The organism is Cellvibrio sp. UBA7661 (assembly GCA_002483365.1).
GTDB lineage: Bacteria > Pseudomonadota > Gammaproteobacteria > Pseudomonadales > Cellvibrionaceae > Cellvibrio.
Genome location: DLHT01000006.1, coordinates 488,539 through 506,451 on the forward strand (window position 1 = coordinate 488,539; position 17,913 = coordinate 506,451).

The 17,913-nt window shown below is 51.8% G+C and carries 18 protein-coding genes; 8 read left to right on the forward strand and 10 right to left on the reverse strand.

Annotated elements, in window-relative coordinates:
• Positions 1-114: 114 nt before the first annotated feature.
• The 3 genes from B2739_RS06220 to B2739_RS06230 form a co-directional block, all read right to left on the reverse strand.
• A complete protein-coding gene (locus tag B2739_RS06220; RefSeq protein ID WP_331344994.1) occupies positions 115-2,136 on the reverse strand; it encodes a dynamin family protein in 2,022 nt (673 codons plus the stop codon).
• 217 nt (positions 2,137-2,353) lie between these two features.
• Complete coding sequence (locus B2739_RS06225; RefSeq protein ID WP_331344995.1) at positions 2,354-3,409, reverse strand: acyltransferase; 1,056 nt, start codon at positions 3,407-3,409, stop codon at positions 2,354-2,356.
• 156 nt (positions 3,410-3,565) lie between these two features.
• A complete protein-coding gene (locus B2739_RS06230) occupies positions 3,566-4,552 on the reverse strand; it encodes a PQQ-binding-like beta-propeller repeat protein (protein ID WP_331344996.1) in 987 nt (328 codons plus the stop codon).
• Here B2739_RS06230 and B2739_RS06235 point away from each other — a divergent pair.
• Complete coding sequence (locus tag B2739_RS06235; protein ID WP_331344997.1) at positions 4,536-4,910, forward strand: hypothetical protein; 375 nt, start codon at positions 4,536-4,538, stop codon at positions 4,908-4,910. The genes B2739_RS06230 and B2739_RS06235 overlap by 17 nt on opposite strands.
• 123 nt (positions 4,911-5,033) lie before the next feature.
• Here B2739_RS06235 and B2739_RS06240 read toward each other — a convergent pair whose 3' ends face one another.
• The 3 genes from B2739_RS06240 to B2739_RS06250 form a co-directional block, all read right to left on the reverse strand.
• On the reverse strand, positions 5,034-5,627 hold the full coding sequence (locus B2739_RS06240) for a YggT family protein (RefSeq protein ID WP_331344998.1): 594 nt from the start codon (positions 5,625-5,627) through the stop codon (positions 5,034-5,036).
• A gap of 57 nt (positions 5,628-5,684) precedes the next feature.
• Positions 5,685-6,503 carry a pyrroline-5-carboxylate reductase gene (gene proC / locus B2739_RS06245; RefSeq protein WP_331344999.1) on the reverse strand — a complete coding sequence of 273 codons (819 nt, stop codon included), beginning with the start codon at positions 6,501-6,503 and terminating at the stop codon, positions 5,685-5,687.
• Between the two features lie 109 nt (positions 6,504-6,612).
• Positions 6,613-7,314 carry a YggS family pyridoxal phosphate-dependent enzyme gene (locus B2739_RS06250; protein WP_331345000.1) on the reverse strand — a complete coding sequence of 234 codons (702 nt, stop codon included), beginning with the start codon at positions 7,312-7,314 and terminating at the stop codon, positions 6,613-6,615.
• Positions 7,315-7,391: 77 nt separating this feature from the next.
• Between B2739_RS06250 and B2739_RS06255 the strand changes: the two genes are divergently transcribed.
• Entirely contained in the window at positions 7,392-8,426 is a 1,035-nt protein-coding gene (locus B2739_RS06255) for a type IV pilus twitching motility protein PilT (protein ID WP_049631436.1), read from the forward strand.
• A 77-nt stretch (positions 8,427-8,503) separates the two neighbouring features.
• Entirely contained in the window at positions 8,504-9,649 is a 1,146-nt protein-coding gene (locus tag B2739_RS06260; RefSeq protein ID WP_331345001.1) for a PilT/PilU family type 4a pilus ATPase, read from the forward strand.
• Positions 9,650-9,723: 74 nt separating this feature from the next.
• Here B2739_RS06260 and ruvX read toward each other — a convergent pair whose 3' ends face one another.
• The 4 genes from ruvX to gshB all read right to left on the reverse strand — a co-directional run bounded on the left by ruvX (position 9,724) and on the right by gshB (position 12,777).
• On the reverse strand, positions 9,724-10,146 hold the full coding sequence (ruvX, locus tag B2739_RS06265) for a Holliday junction resolvase RuvX (RefSeq protein ID WP_331345002.1): 423 nt from the start codon (positions 10,144-10,146) through the stop codon (positions 9,724-9,726).
• Positions 10,147-10,194: 48 nt separating this feature from the next.
• The gene (locus tag B2739_RS06270) at positions 10,195-10,788 is read right to left on the reverse strand and encodes a YqgE/AlgH family protein (RefSeq protein WP_331345003.1); all 594 of its coding nucleotides are present in this window, start codon (positions 10,786-10,788) and stop codon (positions 10,195-10,197) included.
• Positions 10,789-10,851: 63 nt separating this feature from the next.
• Positions 10,852-11,775: an energy transducer TonB gene (locus B2739_RS06275; protein WP_331345004.1), complete on the reverse strand. Its 924-nt coding sequence runs from the start codon at positions 11,773-11,775 to the stop codon at positions 10,852-10,854.
• 48 nt (positions 11,776-11,823) lie between these two features.
• Positions 11,824-12,777 carry a glutathione synthase gene (gene gshB / locus B2739_RS06280; protein ID WP_331345005.1) on the reverse strand — a complete coding sequence of 318 codons (954 nt, stop codon included), beginning with the start codon at positions 12,775-12,777 and terminating at the stop codon, positions 11,824-11,826.
• Between the two features lie 346 nt (positions 12,778-13,123).
• Here gshB and pilG point away from each other — a divergent pair, with 346 nt between their 5' ends.
• From pilG to B2739_RS06305, 5 genes are all read left to right on the forward strand, one after another.
• Positions 13,124-13,519, forward strand: coding sequence for a twitching motility response regulator PilG (gene pilG, locus B2739_RS06285; RefSeq protein ID WP_007639219.1), 396 nt, complete (start codon positions 13,124-13,126; stop codon positions 13,517-13,519).
• Between the two features lie 144 nt (positions 13,520-13,663).
• Positions 13,664-14,026, forward strand: coding sequence for a twitching motility response regulator PilH (pilH, locus tag B2739_RS06290; RefSeq protein WP_331345006.1), 363 nt, complete (start codon positions 13,664-13,666; stop codon positions 14,024-14,026).
• A 145-nt stretch (positions 14,027-14,171) separates the two neighbouring features.
• The gene (locus B2739_RS06295; RefSeq protein ID WP_331345007.1) at positions 14,172-14,714 is read left to right on the forward strand and encodes a chemotaxis protein CheW; all 543 of its coding nucleotides are present in this window, start codon (positions 14,172-14,174) and stop codon (positions 14,712-14,714) included.
• A gap of 109 nt (positions 14,715-14,823) precedes the next feature.
• The gene (locus B2739_RS06300; RefSeq protein WP_331345008.1) at positions 14,824-16,992 is read left to right on the forward strand and encodes a methyl-accepting chemotaxis protein; all 2,169 of its coding nucleotides are present in this window, start codon (positions 14,824-14,826) and stop codon (positions 16,990-16,992) included.
• A gap of 55 nt (positions 16,993-17,047) precedes the next feature.
• Positions 17,048-17,905: a protein-glutamate O-methyltransferase CheR gene (locus B2739_RS06305; RefSeq protein ID WP_331345009.1), complete on the forward strand. Its 858-nt coding sequence runs from the start codon at positions 17,048-17,050 to the stop codon at positions 17,903-17,905.
• Positions 17,906-17,913 lie beyond the last annotated feature (8 nt).

The following is a 17,913-nucleotide window of genomic DNA, read 5'->3' on the forward strand; positions in this document are numbered from 1 at the left end:
CAGCGGATTGGCGCTGCGTGTTTGGGCGCAGCGCCAATCCGGCAGAGTTAAATGATGCGACAGTCTAAAGAGAGCCAATCAGGGCTGCAAGTTATCCGCCAGCCAGCAATGGCATCAGCCCGAGCGGGCCGATTGCCGCCCTTGTTTGATCGACACGATTTGCGCACCTAACGGCTGCGACTCAAGCGCAGGATCGGCCATGGATTCCGGCTCCAGAGGTGCGGTGAGAATTTCGTTATAGAGCGGCTCAATATTCACCAACGCCGTCTGCAATTGATACAGGTTGGTTTTCAAAACTTCCAATTGTTCGGCGTGGCTGTTGCGCTGGGTTTGCAACTGCGTCAGACGCAGCATGTGATGTTCCAGCAATTGTTTCTGGTATTGGTTTTGGTGGAAGAGCGGAGCCAGTGCTTCTTGCATCCAGTGCTGGATATGCTGGTTCAAGTCTGCATAGACCGCGCGCACTTCCTGCACCAGCGTGTTGATAAAGCGGCTGATCAATGCACCTTTGTGGGTGAGCACGGTGCTGAGCGATTTGCGGAAATCATCGGCGCGGCCATGTAACTGGCGCAATTGGCGGCGCTGTTTCTGGATTTTCAATAAATGGCTCATGATCAGGTCATCGCCCCCAATCGCCTGCTCCGGACGCTCATAAATTGATGTCAGCACCCGGTTGCAGCGTTCGATTTCGCGCTCCAGATGCAGGATGTTGCTATCCACATCATCAAAAAATTTGGCGATGGCGCGGCCTAGCCCCAGCGTGGTCCAGCTCTGCGCCAGACTTTGGTGCGCCTCGGCGATTTGCTGCTCCAGCTGTGCGGTGCTCACCGGAGCCAGCAAGGATAATTTTTGCGATTCCAGCAGGCGCTGGCTGGTGCGCAGTGACAGTGCCTGTTTGTGGTATTCGTGGTGGGTGCGCTTGATGGTATCGCGCAATTCATGAAGCTTTTCGGCCGCCTCTGCCGGTGCTGTTACACGCAAGCTTTCAAGCTCTTGTTCGCATTCAGCGATGCGGCGCACCAAACTATTGCGCACGGTAATCATCATCGCGTAGCTATCGCCTACCAAGCGATGGCTGATAATTTGCTGTTGGTTGCGCAATATGCACTCCGCCAGCATATGTTCCAGCTGCGCAAAATTGCTGCGCGCCAATTGCGCCTGATTGCGCCCTACTTTGCCCAATAACCCCTGCTTGGCAGAGAGTGCGACCACATGATCCGGCGACATGTTGAGCTGGCGCGCCGTTAGCTGGCACAAGCGATCGATATTGGCCTGGACTTCCTGCTCGGGCGTAAGGTCATCCCACAGGCTATCGATTTTATTGAGCAGGGTAATGACGGCGGTGCAGTGATTATCGCGCAAACCCTGAATATGCTCGCGCCAGATGTCCATATCACTCGCGGTAACACCGGCATCGGCCGACAACAGGAACAGGATCGCATCGGCATCGGGCAGGGTTTTGAGGGTCAGCTCCGGCTCATTGCCCAAGGCGTTAAGGCCGGGAGTATCGACAATCCGCAAGCCTTGGCGCAGCAGTGGATGGTCAAGGCTGATGAGCGCATGACGCCAGGCAGGTACGCTGACCATGCCGTTTTCATCGCGCTCGCCCCATTCGTCCTGTGAAAAACCCAACTTGGTCGCATCGGCAACGCTGACTTGCTTGCTGGCAGACACCTGATTGATGGCCGCGCGGGTTTGCTCATGGTCTTTTGCATCAAAATGGATAGTGACCCAATTTTGCGGAATACGCTTGAAGCTTTGCAGGCTGGTGTTGGTGTAGCGGGTTTCGATAGGCAGGAGGCGCACGCAAGTGGTGGGCTGTTGCGCATCCCAAAAAATTTCAGTGGGACACATAGTGGTACGCCCCGGTTGCGATGGCAGCAAACGGCGGCCACCGGCGGTGTACAACAGGGCATTGATCAATTCGGTTTTGCCGCGCGAGAACTCACCCACACAAGCGATGGTAAAACTCTCGCCGCGCAATAGCTGACGTGCGCGCTGCAGGGTTTTGCCCATGTCTGCACCCAGCATGCCGTGATTCTTGCCCCAGCGCTCAAACTGCTGCAAACGCTCGTCCAATTGGCGTTTCCAACGGTTGTAATGCGTCATCTGGCGGTGCAAGGATCTGACGTCCATAAGGGTGCTCTCAGTCTGTATTGGAATTATTAGCGTTGTTTAATAGCTAACCGAAATAACCAGCAGTAATTACATTCTTTTCCCCAAGAATGGCATTAAAGCGGAAATCCACGCCAGTGACCAGTTCGTGAGCAATGAGCGGTTATTTGTGGGAACCAAAAGGAGGGAAGGCGCTACTTTTAGCAACATTTCGCGCCAAACTGCACAGATTTGAGCCCTAACTTGCTGGTTGGACAGGCTTGGGCAACAGCTGCCGTTTCAACCAGACCTGCATCGGTTTTTCGACCCAGCGATGGATCAGCCATGCCACGGCCAACATCAATACCACCGTGCCGCCAATCAACAACCAGGCGGGCATTTGTTCCTGCCAGGCGTTAAACATCATAAAGCCGATATTCTCGTGCACCAGATACAGCGGATAGGTAAGCACCCCCAAATAGTAAAAACGCGGATCGCGCAGCAAGCCGTTTTTGCGCAAGGCAACCATCGCCAGAAGTGCATAAAACAGCAGCGTTGCAATGACAGATACCCATTCATTAAACGGCACCTGATACCAGCCGATCATCAGCTCGGTAAACACCTGATTTTGGCGCACGCAAAAAATGACGCTCAACGCGATCAGCACGCCGTAACCCCAATTAAAGCCGTGCAACCGCACCAGATAGAGCACGCAACCGCAGGCAAAATAACCCGCCCAATGGGGAAAACCGGCGACAAAATGCTCGACGGTAAAAGCCAGCGAAGTTTCCAATCCGATGAGGGAACCCACCAACACTATCCCGCAAAACCAGGGCAGGAAGCGCAATAAGCGCAGCCAGATCATCACCAACACCAGCGCATAGAACTTCAGCTCTATCCACAGCGTCCAGTAAACGCCATCCACCAGTGGCACATCAAAACCGTTTTGCAGCATGGTCAAATTGACCAGCACATGTTTCCAATCCAGTTGGAAGGCCGGCTGGCTAAACAGCACCGCGGCGCTGGCAGTCAGCAACACGCACAACCAATAAGCGGGATACAGGCGCACAAAACGGGACACCACAAACTGGCGCGGTTTGCCATCTTGCGCGCTCAGCAAAATCACAAATCCACTGATGATGAAAAAGAAGTTAATCCCCAGATACATGTAGCGGCTGTATTCGCCAAAGGCATCCACGCGCGGTTCAGGCGCAAACCCCAGCACCGAGCCCACAAAGGTGTAGTGAAATACCACTACCAACACTGCTGAAATCAGGCGCAGTAAATCAATTTCATAAAACCGGTTGTTATTCATTAGTTATATTCCGCGACAACAAGACAGGCCGCAGTGTAATTGCGCGCCAGATCAAGGCTCCAGTTAATAACTGTTTAGCAAGGTATTAACCGGTTAATACGTTATTAACTGGACAATTAAAAAAGCCGATACACGCGTATCGGCTTGGGCAAAACCTTACAGGGCTGGCATCGCGTAGAAATAGCCGTCATCGCTGCCGATATACACCTTGCCGTTTTTGACGACTGGACTGGCAAAGAAATTTTTGCCATTCATGGACCACTGCACGCGACCGCTTTTATTGACCGCCTGCACCATGCCCGTACCGGGTGTCGCGTAGGAATCACCGGAGCTGATATAGGCGATATCGCCCTCGAATGCCGCGCGGGAAAACACGTTACCGCCAGTGGAGATTTGCCATTTTAGCGAGCCTGTCGCCCGATCGATGGCCTGGAAAGTCTCGTCATCCGAGCTGCCGATGTAGGCGATACCATCGAGGATTACCGCATCCCCCGACACCCAATCCATGCCGTGGGGCACGCGCCAGAGTTTGGCACCGGTGGTGGCATCCAGACCATGCACATTGGCATCGCGCCCACCCACTACCAGGGTGTTGCCCTCAATCGCTGGCGATGTTGGATTATTCAGCGACACACTCCAGCGCTGGCTTTTGGTGGCGATATTGATGGCGTGTACGGCAGTATCCGAACTCACATACAAGGTGCCATCAACCAGCGCGGGTTTGGTGTGGATGGCGCTTTGAATATCAACACTCCATACCTCCTCGCCTGTATCCAGCATCAGGCCATAGAGCTTGCCGCTACTGGAGCCGATATAGATGCGATCATCCGCCAGCAGGGCAGATGCAAGGTGATGCCCCCAGGGGCGGAAATGTTCGCCGGTGGTGGTTTTGACCCACACCTGGGTACCGGCTGTGGCATCGACAGCCATGATTTTGCCGCTGTGATTCAGGAAGATGACCTTACCGTCTGCCAGCAACAAATGACTGCTGACAGCACCGCCAGTATCCAACCGCCAGCGCTCGCTGCCGGTTTCCAGATCCAGCGCATAAAGCATTCCGCCCTCAACACCAAAAATAACGTTGTTATCGGTAGTTACGGCGGTCGAGCGCACTTTGGATTTGGTGTTGAACGACCAACTCACATGTTCAAGTCTGCGATTGCCAGGTAATGCCGACGACTGGCTGGACGCTGCAGATGACATTAACGAAGCGGCTGTTGATGAGGGAACTGTTGACGAAAGCGCAGTTGAAGAAACAACTGAAGAAGGTGCTACTGAAGAAACTGCTATCGACGAAGGCAATGTAGGGGAAGGCGCTTTACTGCTGTTGCCACCACCTCCACCACACGCCGTCAATAAACACACCGCAAACAAACCGGCAAACCTCAAACCGGCTAATGACACACATACTGACGTATTGCAAAAACCCATCTCTCTTCTCCCATCACATCTATTGTTGGTTTGGCGCAACGCCACAACGGCTCGCACACAATCACAATAGAGGTGAGGGGTTTTAAAAAGCCTGAAGAAAGGCTGAAGGATAATTAAGCTTTATGGACAGCACACCGCTACCAAAAGTAGAACGTTGGCCGCGCCCGACAAGCGCGTGCCAATAGATAATCGCTTACCAATATCCCAGCACTATCTGCGGGCTCACATTGAGGAAAGCTGCGAACCTACCAAGCAGCATGTCTACAATTTGCAAACCCAGCAAAATAATAATCGGCGATAGATCAATAACACCACCTAATGGCGGCAACACTTTGCGGATCGGCGCGCACAGTGGGTTGATGATCTGGTTTGCCAACACCAGCAGCGGGTTATGGCTCATAGGCGCAATAAAACTGCCGATAATGCTGATGATCATGCACCAGAAAAAAATACCGGAAATGATGGTCAGTGCACCGACGAATCCCCAGGCAATCAATGGCAGCGGATTAGCGATAATCCCGGGTGCACCCAGAATCGTGGCCAAAATAAAGGTCGCCAATAACTGCACCAATAAAATGAGCACCACCGATGCCATATCAATTCCCAAAAACCCGGGGATGACTTTGCGCAGCGGTTTCAAAAACGGCGCAGTCACTTTGACGATCGCTTGCGATACCGGATTATAAAAATCAGCGCGCACCAATTGCAGCAGGAAACGCAAAATCACAATCAACAAAAATAGCGATAAAAGACTGTAAGCAATCAAATGCAAAATGCTGACAAACATGAAGGGCTCCACTCATCCGACGAAAAATAACAACATAAATTGAAAAACAATTAACGATTACTTGCCCAACAACTCTGACAATTCAACTGCACGGTTGGAGCAGGCGGTCATGGCATTCAATACGCTTGCGCGCAACTGATCCTGCTCAAAGCTATTGATCGCCTGCTCGGTCGTACCTTTGGGCGATGTCACGCGGCGGCGTAATTCAGCTACATCAAAATGACTTTCCTTCGCTAACATGGCGGCACCCAGTGCCGTTTGCAATGTCAGTTCGGTTGCACACTCACGGCTCAGCCCGAGTTTTATACCGGCATCAATCATCGCTTCCATAAATAAAAAGAAATAAGCGGGGCCGGAACCTGAAACCGCAGTAACCGGATTCAACAGGCTTTCATCATCCAACCACTGCACTATTCCCACCGCACCGAGGATCGCATTCGCCTGGGATTTTTGCGCCGCGCTGACATGTGCGTTCGCGTATAAACCACTCGCGCCCGCGCGCAATTGCGATGGCGTATTGGGCATGCAGCGCACTATCGCCTGATCGTCACCCAACCAGCTTGCGATACTCGCCGTGGTGATGCCCGCCGCGACCGAAATAATCAGCGGCTTATGGGCAAGCGATGCGCGCAAACCAAGTGCAACATCTTTGAGCATTTGCGGTTTCACCCCGAGCACAACCACATCTGCCTGTGCGGCAGCGGCGTTATCCGTGGTGATATCGATATGGAATTCCTGCTTCACTTTGTCGAGTGTTTCCATACGCGGACCCGCGGCAATGATTTGCGTGCGGCTGTAACCCTCTGCCAGTAATCCCCCGATAATCGCTTTGGCCATGTTACCGGCGCCGATAAAGGCAATTTTGGTTGTACTCACGATAGTTCCTTAAATGGTCGATTTGTGAAAAGCTGATCTATTAAAACCCGATCTATTAAAAACCGGCCTGTAAAAACCCAGTCAGTAAAAATAGCCAGGCGCTAAAATGTCAATTCAGTTTAGGACGCGCGCCAAAAATATCCGTACCCACACGGACAAATGTTGCACCTTCAGCGATGGCCGCTTCCAAATCGCCGGACATCCCCATAGATAAACAGTCCATCGGCAGACAAGCACCGCTGTTATTCAACGCCTGTAATGCCTCGCGCAACCTGGCAAACGCCGCGCGCTGTTGGGCGGGGTCATTGGTGACAGCGGGTATTGCCATCAAGCCGCGCAACTTGAGCCGCGTTAACGGGGCTATCGCCGCAACCAATGCAGGCAATTCTGCCAGACTCACTCCCGACTTGGTGGATTCATCGTCAATATTCACCTGCACACAAATATTCAGCGGCGGCAAGTGTGGCGGCCGCTGGTCATTCAAGCGCTGGGCGATTTTCAACCGGTCTACCGAATGCACCCAGCTGAAATGCTCGGCAATCGGCCGGGTTTTATTGGATTGGATCGGGCCGATAAAGTGCCACTCCAGATCATCCAGATGCGACAAGGCGCTTTGCTTATCCAGCGCCTCTTGCAGGTAATTTTCACCAAACGCCCGCTGCCCCGCCTCGTAAGCCTGCGTCACCGCCTCTGCGGGTTGGGTTTTGCTGACGGCGATCAACTGCACAGTTTGCGGATTTCGTCCGGCAGCGGCAGCGGCTTGGTGAATTCGTGCGGTGACTTTCGCGAGCTTGTCGTCTATCTTGTGCATAGTGTTATGAATATTTACCTATGTCCTCCGTACCGCCTGCTGCAGTACCGACTCCAATAAAATAAAAGGTTGCCCTGATGGATATCACCGAACTTCTGGCTTTTAGCGCCAAACAAGGCGCATCTGACTTGCACCTCTCGGCGGGATTGCCGCCCATGATCCGTGTGGATGGCGATGTACGCCGTATCAACCTGCCGCCCATGGAGCACAAGCAGGTACACGGCCTGATTTACGACATTATGAATGACAAGCAGCGCAAGGACTACGAAGAATTCCTGGAAACCGACTTCTCGTTTGAAGTGCCCGGTGTAGCGCGCTTTCGTGTTAACGCTTTTAACCAGAACCGCGGTGCCGGTGCGGTATTCCGTACCATTCCTTCCAAAGTATTGACGATGGAAGAACTGGGCATGGGCAACGTGTTCCGCGATATCTGCGCCGTGCCGCGCGGATTGGTGTTGGTGACAGGCCCGACCGGCTCGGGTAAATCCACTACCCTCGCTGCAATGATCGATTACATTAATGACAACAAATATGAACACGTTTTGACGATTGAAGACCCGATTGAATTCGTACACGAATCCAAAAAATGTCTGGTGAACCAACGTGAAGTCCACCGCGATACCCACGGCTTTAACGAAGCACTGCGCTCCGCACTGCGGGAAGACCCGGACATTATTCTGGTGGGTGAGATGCGCGATTTGGAAACCATCCGCCTCGCACTGACCGCCGCTGAAACCGGCCACCTGGTATTCGGCACACTGCACACCACCTCCGCCGCAAAAACCATCGACCGTATCGTGGACGTATTCCCCGCGAACGAAAAATCCATGGTGCGTTCAATGTTGTCGGAATCGCTGCAAGCGGTAATTTCGCAAACGCTGATGAAGAAAAACGGCGGTGGCCGTGTAGCGGCACACGAAATTATGCGTGGCACCTCGGCAATCCGTAACCTGATCCGCGAAGATAAAGTGGCGCAAATGTATTCGGCAATCCAGACCGGTGCATCGCTCGGCATGCAGACCATGGACCAGTGTCTGGCTGACTTGGTATCGCGCCGCATTATTAGCCGTGAAGCGGCCAAATCGAAAGCCAAGTTCCCGGAGAATTTCTAACGACGGCTGTCTGCCAGGCTCCGTTATTTTTAATTATTTTTCGCACAACGTTTCAATAATATTTAAGGTGCATTGTTATGGATTTTGATCGGTTATTGTCCCTGATGGTAGAAAAAGGCGCGTCGGATTTATTTATTACTGCCGGCGTACCACCGTCGATCAAAGTCCACGGCAAAATTGTTCCTGTGACAGCTACTCCACTCGCGCCGGAAAAAGCGCGCGAGTTGGTGCTGAGTGTAATGAATGAAAAACAGCGCACTGAATTTCTGGACAAAAAAGAACTCAACTTTGCAGTGAGCGCACGTGGCATTGGGCGTTTTCGTGCGAGCGCATTTTATCAGCGCAACCTCGCGGGCATGGTACTGCGCCGCATTGAGACCAAAATCCCCCAAATTGATGAATTGGGTTTGCCCGAAATCGTAAAAGAATTGGCAATGACCAAACGCGGCCTGATTATTTTTGTGGGCGCGACCGGTACCGGTAAATCTACCTCACTCGCGTCTATGATCGGTCATCGCAACCAAAATTCCAAAGGCCACATTATTTCCATTGAAGACCCGATTGAATTTATCCACCAACATCAGGGCTGCATTATCACCCAACGCGAAGTGGGTATTGATACCGAATCGTTTGAAATTGCGCTGAAAAATACCTTGCGTCAGGCGCCCGATGTAATTTTGATCGGCGAAGTGCGCTCGCGCGAAACCATGGATCACGCCATTGCGTTTGCGGAAACCGGTCACCTGTGTTTGTGTACACTGCACGCCAACAACGCCAACCAGGCACTCGACCGTATCATTCACTTCTTCCCGGCGGATCGCCATCGCCAATTGTGGATGGACTTGTCATTAAATTTAAAAGCGATTGTTGCGCAACAATTGATTCAAACACCGGATGGGAACGGCCGCCGTGCGTGTTTGGAAATTATGATCAACACCCCGCTTGCACAAGATTTAATTCGCAAAGGCGAAGTGTCTGAGTTGAAAGAATTGATGAAGCGCTCAACAGAGTTGGGTATGCAGACGTTTGACCAAGCGCTTTATGCACTGTATGACAATGGCGAAATTACGTATGAAGATGCGCTACTACACGCTGACTCACCTAACGATTTGCGCTTGATGATTAAACTCGGCTCCGAGACCGATGCCAATTATTTATCGCACGCTGCAGACAGTTTATCGATTCAAAGCGACGAGCAGAATAATCGCGGCAAGATGTTTTAAATCCCTCCCAGCCTCCCTTTACAAAAGGGAGGAGGAGCAGATGCCCCTCTTTGATAAAGAGGGGTCAGGGGAAACTAAACACTTTGATTTCGTTCAAACCAACCTTCCAAAATTAAGCGCGCAGCAATCGAATCCACCGGATTATGTTTGTAATCGCGCGATCCACCCCGGCTCATCACTTCGCCTTTTGCTTCAAAGCTGGTTAAACGCTCATCGACCATTTCGACTTTCACACCAAAACGCCCGTGAATGCGGTTGGCAAATTTTCGCGCGCGTGTGCTCAGTTCACTTTCGCTTTCGTCCATGTTCAGTGGCAGCCCCACCAATACCAAATCGGGTTTCCATTCAGCTAATAATTTTTCAATTTGTGTCCAGTCGGGAATACCGTCTTTGGCTTTTAGTGGCGCAAGCGAATTGGCCGAGTGGGTAATTGTTTGGCCGGATGCAACGCCAATATTTTTAGTGCCGTAATCAAACGCAAGAAGGGTTTTTATCATCGAAGGTGCGCTAATGAGCTCAATAAGAAATGTCGTTGTTGCGCAGAATTACGCGTGGCCTGGTGTGCTGGCAATTAAATTAACATCAATGCCTAACACTTGCGCCGCTGATGCCCAGCGTTGCTCCAAAGGCGTATTGAAAATAATGTCTTTATTGGCAGGAACGGTAAGCCAACTATTGGCTGCAATCTCAGCCTCCAATTGCCCCTCACCCCACCCGGCATAACCCAAGGCAATCAAACATTGTTTGGGACCACGACCTTCTGCCAAGGCGACAATAATATCGCGCGATGCCGTCAGGGAAATATCCGGTGAAACCTCTAGAGTGGATTGCCATTTGACATCACTGGTGTGCAATACGAAACCGCGCTCGGGTTGTACCGGGCCACCGCTCATGACCATTTGATCGCCTTGGTCGGATAAGTCATCCAGATCCATTTGCAAAAAAATCTCTTTGAGCAGCATGGGCGTAGCGGCGTTGATTACCACCCCCATCGCACCCTTGTCGCTGTGTTCGCAAACATAGGTTACTGTGTGGGCAAAAGAGGAGTCATTCAAACCTGGCATCGCAATCAAAAAATGATCGCGCAGGCTGCCAGGTGTCAGCTCATTGATATCAGTGGTTATGGGTTTTGAGTTCATAACTTCAGTATGAGGCCTGGTGGGGCTAAAACAAGCATCAGACCTAAATTAATTGGTGGATCATTAATTGGCGGAGGTAGTGATGGTGGAGTCTTTGCCGGTAATTTCAAACCGCCAGGTACGGATAATTTGTAAGCGGTCCGCATGCTTGCGGATTTCCGGAGGGAATTGGGCAAAAGGGGCAGACAGGCGGACAATCTGGCGCGCCGCATCATCGAGGATACGCTGCCCGGAAGACTGCAATACTTTGATCTCGTAGATGGTTCCATCGGGATTGATCATCACCGATAAACGCAAGTTTCCAGTAATGCGGCGATTAAGTGCTTCACGCGGATAATTGCGGTCACCCACCTGTTCAATCTTGTTGCTCCAATCGTTCAGGTACTTGGCATCAAAGGATTCTTTGGTGGATACCGAATTGAGCACACGCAAACGCGGGCGCTTGGCAGCCTCCTGTCGCTGGAGATCGCGCTTTGCCTGCAGGCTGGCAATTTCTGCATCGTATTTTGATGGTGTGTTGAACTGGGCATCGTTGAATTCACGCTCTTCGCGCTCATCCGAATTCAATTTGACCTGCGCCACCTGTGTGGATTTTGCAGTGGTTGTCAGCAACTGCTGGTCTTTGATTTTTTCTTTTGAGGCGGCTTGCTGTTGCGGAATCGGGTTGACCTCACGCACCTGGGTATCGGCAAATTCTGCCTGATGCTCAGTGGCCAGTTGTTTGGCTTCATCAAGAGTACCGCTACCTTGTTGATTGTGCTGGGCGAGAAAATCCGCCTGTTCAGGCGCACGCTGCGACTTATGGGTGGCGAGCGTAATTTCGATCGTCTGGGAAGTATTGTTATGGTCAGGCAGTTTGAAGGTAAAACCCAGAATCACAAAAGCATGCAGCGCAATCGCCAGAAAAAACGTAAAACTGAGTCGGTCGCCGGTATCGACCGGCGGTACCAACAGGTTTTCTTGTTCCACTGCAAGGGCTTGATTCATGCACAACTGCTCTGGTGTCTGGCCTATCCTGCGGGCGGCCGGAGTAAATTAACGCGCCGCCAATTTACGCTCTATGGCGTCGATTAGCCGTGATCCAATTCCCGTGCCATACGCCTTATCGATTTCACGCGCACATGTGGGGCTGGTGACATTGATTTCTGTCAGATAGTTACCAATCACATCCAAACCGACAAACATCAAACCCTTGGCTTTGAGCGCGGGTGCCACTTGGCTGACAATCCAGTAGTCCTGGTCAGTGAGCGGCTGGGCGACGCCGGTACCGCCCGCTGCCAGGTTGCCGCGGGTTTCGCCTTGGGCAGGAATACGCGCCAAACAATAAGGGACAGGCTCACCGTCGACGACCAAAATACGCTTGTCGCCATCGCGGATTTCAGGGATGTAACGCTGCGCCATAATTGTCTGGATGCCGAATTCTGTAAGTGTTTCCAGAATGACGCCGACGTTAGGATCGTCCTGACGACAGCGGAAAATCCGGCTGCCGCCCATGCCGTCGAGCGGTTTAAATATCACATCGCCATACTGTTTGTGAAAGTCGCGCAGGCGCAGCATATCGCGGCTGACTAATACCGGAGGGCAACATTGGGGAAATTGGGTGGCAAATATTTTCTCATTGCAATCGCGCAGGCTGCGCGGATCATTGATAACCAAAGCACCCTGCTGCTGCGCAGCCTCAAGGACATAAGTGCTGTAAATATACTCGTTGTCGAAGGGAGGATCTTTGCGCATGATGATCACATCCAGCTCGCCCAGTTTGCGATCTTCATGCAAACCCAGCTCAAACCAGCTATCACCATTATCAGCTACGAATAAATTGCGCATATTGGCGCGTGCTTCACCCTGTAACAGATAAAGATCAGACTGCTCCATATAGTGCAGATCCCAACCCCGTTCTTGTGCGGCCAGCAAGAGCGCCAGGGTTGTGTCCTTATAGAACTTGATATCAGCAATAGGATCCATCACCACGCCAAGGGAAATAGCCATAAAATTTACTCTGAAAATAATGTCCGGGGCACAATTTGCCCAGACAACAAGGGCGGGCTAAAGTTAAGTCCTGATAACAATTAAAGCAAGAAGCTAACCGACAGATTAAAGCGATCTAAAAAATTGAAAAGCGGTACGGATTGCTCATATATTCAACTAGTTATGGCGTAACCTTAAAAACTGTGTTAAAAGTTCGGTTTCACTAATGGCGTTATTTTGACACTCGCCGACAAGTGACTACTTCGCGTAATACTGGCTCAACGCCAGGCTTCAATCAACTAAACGTGTATATCTGGCAGCCGTAATAACACCCTGTTGCGGCAATAACAAAAGGCAAGGTCAGAGTATGGAAGTAACTTACGAAAGCCTCAAAGTGATGGTGATAGACGACAGTAAAACCATCCGTCGTACGGCTGAAACACTACTCAAAAAAGCGGGCTGCATGGTAATTACCGCCACCGACGGCTTTGATGCACTGGCAAAAATTGCCGATACCCGCCCCGATATTATTTTTGTGGACATCATGATGCCACGCCTCGATGGCTATCAGACCTGTGCCCTGATCAAAAATAACAGCGAATTCAAAACCACTCCGGTCATCATGTTATCCAGTAAGGATGGCCTGTTCGATAAAGCCAAAGGCCGCATTGTCGGCTCCGACCAGTATCTCACCAAGCCTTTTAGCAAAAGCGAGTTACTCGGCGCTATTGAAGCACACGTCAAACACCTGAAAGCCTCTTGACGGGATACATCCGGATTTTGGCTGTTGCCATCCGCTCACTGTATTTGGCGGCGACGGATCTGGCAGCAGCGTGGACTGATTTCCAAAGGACTGTCTCACATTCACCGCAATAGCGCGGAAAACTTTTTGTTTTTTGGAGCGATTATGGCCAGAGTATTGATTATTGACGACTCACCGACTGAAACCTACAAGCTGACCAGCATGCTGGAAAAAAATGGCCATGTAGTGATGACCGCCGATAATGGCGAAGCTGGCATCGCTCTGGCACAGAAAGAACTGCCTGATCTTGTGCTGATGGATGTGGTGATGCCTGGGCTTAATGGCTTTCAGGCGACACGCCAACTGACCAAAACCCCCGAAACTGCCCATATTCCGGTCATTATCGTCACCACCAAAGATCAGCAAACAGACCGGGTTTGGGGCATGCGCCAAGGGGCGAAGGCGTATTTATCCAAACCAATCACACAAGAAGTATTGATGGCGGCTATGGCCGAAGTATTGCGCTAGTTTGTAGATTAATTACAGGATCAACCGGTCATCCGGCATGGGCAGTTCAGCAGGGACACGCGCAACAATAACAACAAACATCTATCACCGACCATAAAGCGCTTGCGCTTGCGCGTGTTGATGTACGACAGGTACGGATAGGAATATGTCAGAACCACAGGCCGCCTTTCAGGCTTTGCTTACGTTGGCACAGCGCAGCCGCGCTGCTGCACGCGGTCTGCCAGCACAGGCGGATATACGCCCCCATTGGAGCGGTATTGGCTTTTCGCTCATGGGCAATTATTTCGTAGCGCCTATTGGAGAAGTATCCGAGATGCTGGAAGTACCCAACCACACCCACTTGCCCGGTGTACAGCCTTGGGTGAAAGGTGTCGCTAACGTCCGCGGTCGGTTACTTCCGCTGTTTGATCTTGCGATGTTTTTTGGCGATCGCCTCACCGGTACCCGCAAACACCGCCGGGTATTGATCCTTGAAACCGAAACCTTGTACTCAGGCCTGATCGTCGATCAGGTTTTCGGTATGCAACATTTTCCCATGGATGAATACAGCGAACAGGCAGGAGCCGTAGCAAGCAATATTTTGCCATTTGTCACCGGTAGTTACCCACAGGGAAGCGAGCGCTGGTCACTGTTCCGACCGGCACTATTGGCAGAAGATCCACGTTTTACCAATGCGGCAAAAACCTAGTTGAACAAAGCCCGATCACGGGCAGTGAGAGTCAAACGCACGCTTTCTGCATAACGCAAAAGCGCAGTGGAAGAAAAAATAAAACCGAACGCTGGTTAGGAGTGCTTAGATGAAAACTGATTCAAAGATTGCCACCTTCAAGGCAAAACCGACGACGATCTTTTTCGCGGTCTTGCTGGTGGTTTCGTTTGTGGCTGCCCTGGTACTGCTCTACCTGATCAACCAGGGCAAAAGCAATGACCAACGCTACCTGCAACAAGCGGGCGACTTGCGTGCGCAAGCCTATCGCTTGACCTCGTTGTCACGCGATGCCACATCCGGTGATGAAGCTGCCTTCGGTGAGCTGACCAGCGTGGTAGAAAGCATGGGTAGCACCTGGGATATGTTGCGCGCGAGCGATGAACGCACCCGCGAAACACTGAGTGCCGAGTTCGATAACTTTGGCGCTATCTGGAACCGTGTAAAAACCAACGCCCAAGCCATTGCGACTAACAAAGACCTGATTGTATCGCTCAATAATGTCGGTAAAACCCTGAACGACAACCTGCCTACCTTGCAGACTGAGCACAACAACATCGTGGATATCCTGCTCGAATCCGGCGCTCCTGCCGATCAGGCGATCCAAGCCCAGCTGCTCTCATGGCGCGCTGAGCGTATCGGTCGTAACGTGGACAAGATGCTGCGCGGTGACACCGACTCAGGTGATGCAGCAGACCAGTTTAACCGCGACGCCAACTTCTATGCCCGTGTACTTACCGCGATGAAAGATGGCGATCCAGCCCTGCGTATTACCCGTGTATCCGATTCACAAGCGCGCGCGAGCCTTGAGCAAATTACCCAACTATTCGAAGGCGTAAATAAATCAATCCAGGAGATGGTGGAAGGTTCTACTACTCTGACCCGCGCCCGTCAGGCATCTGACGCACTCTTGAATGATACCCCGCAGCTTTTGCAGGGCTTGGCCACTATTGCCGATAAAATTTCCACCAAAGAGCACCCGATTATCAACAACGCGACTCTTATTGGCCTTGCGGGTATTACGCTGGTATCGCTCTTCGTATTAGGCTTTAACCAATACATGGGCGCACGTCGCCGCGCGGACGAAACCGCCGAAACCAACGAACGTAACCAGACGGCGATTTTGCGTCTGCTCGACGAACTGGCCGACCTCGCGGACGGTGACCTGACCACTACCGCGACCGTAACCGAGGACTTTACCGGTGCGATTGCGGACTCTATTAACTTCACCATCGACCAGCTGCGTATTCTGGTAGCACGCATTAACGAAACCGCGGTAAACGTATCGGCGGCGGCGCAAGAGACCCAGCAAACTGCATTACACCTTGCCGAAGCTTCTGAACACCAGGCGCAAGAAATCGCCGGTGCATCTGCCGCGGTAAACGAAATGGCGGTCACCATTGACCAGGTATCTGCAAACGCCGCCGAATCGGCAGCGGTAGCGGAGCGCGCGGTATCCATCGCGGGCAACGGCGCGAAAGTGGTACAGAACACTATCCACGGCATGGATACCATCCGTGAGCAGATCCAGGACACCTCCAAACGTATTAAACGCCTCGGTGAATCGTCACAAGAGATTGGTGACATCGTTAGCTTGATTAACGACATTGCGGACCAAACCAACATCCTCGCACTTAACGCGGCAATTCAAGCATCGATGGCCGGTGACGCGGGCCGCGGCTTTGCGGTGGTAGCGGACGAAGTTCAACGCCTTGCGGAACGTTCCGCAGCAGCAACCAAACAGATCGAAGCGCTGGTAAAAACCATTCAGAACGATACCAACGAAGCGGTAATCTCGATGGAGCAAACCACCTCTGAAGTGGTGCGCGGTGCGCGCCTCGCACAGGATGCGGGTGTGGCACTGGAAGAAATTGAAAACGTATCGTCAAGCTTGGCGGAATTGATCCAGAACATTTCTAACGCCGCGCGCCAACAGGCATCGTCGGCGGGTCACATCTCCAACACGATGAATGTTATTCAAGAGATTACTACCCAAACCTCTGCCGGTACCTCTGCTACCGCCCAGTCGATTGGTAACCTCGCCGAAATGGCCCTCGATCTGCGTGAATCCGTAGCTGGTTTCAAACTGCCAGAAGAGGATATGTCTGAAGGTCGCGCCAATGCAGCACGCAAAGCCATGGCCAGCACGCCGGCAATGGACTTTGAAAACAGCTCCTATGACAACAGCACTGACGTTATCGATCTGGACGACGAGCTGTTGCCCGATGACGACATCTTTGCTAACACATCAAAAGCCTGATAAGCCAGTGATGCCAGCACCGCTGGCATCACTGCTTACGATGTAAATAGTACCTATGGCCTGGTCACTGCGAACACTACCTACACTCACCGAAGACCAGATGCTCCAATGGGGCAAGCTGCTGGAAGAGCGCACGGGTATCCAACTGGTTTTTCAACAGAAGGCCTGGTTGGAATCGCAGATGAATTCGCGTATGCGCGACCAAGGCTATGAAGACTACGATGCCTATTTCAATTTCATATCCAGTGAAACGATTGAAGCCAAACTCGAATGGTCGCGCCTGATTGATCGTATCGCTGTTAAGGAAACCAGCTTTTTCCGTCACCGCGAATCGATTGAGTATGTGCGCAATTATTTACAACAAAAAATAAACAACCATGCACTAAATACCAGCTTTGATATCTGGAGTTTGGGTTGTGCGACAGGGGAAGAAGCCTATTCCCTGGCGATGGTAGTCAATGATTGTTTTGAGTTGGCAGCGATCAATCCCTACTACGGGATTACCGCAATGGATATCAGCTCATCAGCACTGGCGACTGGCCGTAAAGGCCGTTACAGCAAGCGCCGGGTAGAACAGGTTAAGCCGGATGAAGTAAAGCGTTACCTGCAAGTCTGTACCGATGGCAGTTACGAGGTAGTGAGCAAGCTGCGCGACCGCGTGTGTTTTACCCATGCCAATATCATCCATGCACGCCAGCTACCGCAGGTCAGTGTGGATGTGATTTTCTGCCAAAACTTGTTGGTGTACTTCCGGCGCTGGTTGCGTCGCGACGTGTTGAATGCCTTGGCCGAGCGCCTGAAACCAGGCGGGTTATTGATTGTTGGTCTGGGTGAAGTGGTGGATTGGGAACACCCGAAAATGCAGCGCACTGGCGATGATCAAGTGCAGGCTTACGTTCGTGAAGAACGATAACAACGAGA